The organism is Vibrio sp. FF266 (assembly GCF_041439695.1).
GTDB lineage: Bacteria > Pseudomonadota > Gammaproteobacteria > Enterobacterales > Vibrionaceae > Vibrio > Vibrio tasmaniensis_A.
Genome location: NZ_JBGOOO010000121.1, coordinates 1 through 1067 on the forward strand (window position 1 = coordinate 1; position 1067 = coordinate 1067).

At 43.8% G+C, this 1067-nt stretch carries 1 pseudogene; it reads right to left on the reverse strand.

From position 1 onward, the window contains the following. Positions 1-1013 (reverse strand): annotated as a pseudogene (locus tag ACED59_RS24535) (type I restriction-modification enzyme R subunit C-terminal domain-containing protein); the annotation flags it as partial. Positions 1014-1067 lie beyond the last annotated feature (54 nt).

A 1067-nucleotide genomic window follows, 5' to 3' on the forward strand; every position in this document is an offset into this window, starting at 1 on the left:
CTTTGAACAACGAAATGTCGCTTAATGTAGTGTCCAGTCCTGCTGGAGCAGATCAATGCACTCTGGCTCTCTTCAACCACAGCATTCGCATTCACTTTGCGAATCACTCCAAACAGCTCCACTACAGTTCCTTCATCGAAGAAGCCGTAGGCGCTTTCGCCGTGGTTATCAGTAAATGGTGGCTCGAAGAGTTGTGACATATCGAGAATGCCGTTATTAACTAAGTAATCGATCACTTGATCGACGAATTGAATCTGTTCCGCGTTGTAAGACTCTTCATCAAGGAAACTGCTGAATGCTTCTTTGGCTGCATTCATGTCTAAACCGATGAGTTCACGGATAAACGTGCCTAGCGGCTTCTCTTGTAAGATCTTCTCACGGTAAGCTTCCACATCACTCATACCGCTTGCATCCAGTAATAAGCCTTCTAGGACGTCTAAATCAGCTTGAGTGATGGATTTATTGCGCTTGAGCTTTTGAATCGTTAGCTGATCTTGGTGATCTTGAATATAGAGCTCAATTTTCTTGCGATACTGGGCTAAATCAACGCTTGGATTCTTGTACACATTTGTCACGTCATGGACACCTTGAACTTCATCTTCGAAGTTGGTGTACACCATCTCTTTTTTATCTTTGTCCAACGCAAACATTAGATTTCGTAACTTACGACGTAGCTCTTCAAGCGTCACTAAATGGATATCCTGCCAAAACTCTTGGGTCTGAATATCTTGGATAAGTTGCAGCTGCGCTTGTACTGCTGGAATCGTCGATTTCGCTTCAAGCTGCTCAGCAAACTCAACCACTCGTCCGCGGCTTGTTTCGGACAACATACCTTTCTCTAACAGGTCCAATTGCATGGTTAACACCAAGCTATCGAAGCGGTGTGATAAGTGATTAAGTTGCTCATCAGAATTAAACGCTTCAGCTTCAGTTGGTAGCGCAGAGATTTGGCTCTCTAGCTCTGTAAACTTGGTATCGTCAATATTGTCCCAATGATCTCTTTCTAAGAAGGGTGATCCGCACCAGAAGTTTTGGACACTGAGTTAAGTGAGTACAATCACTAACGA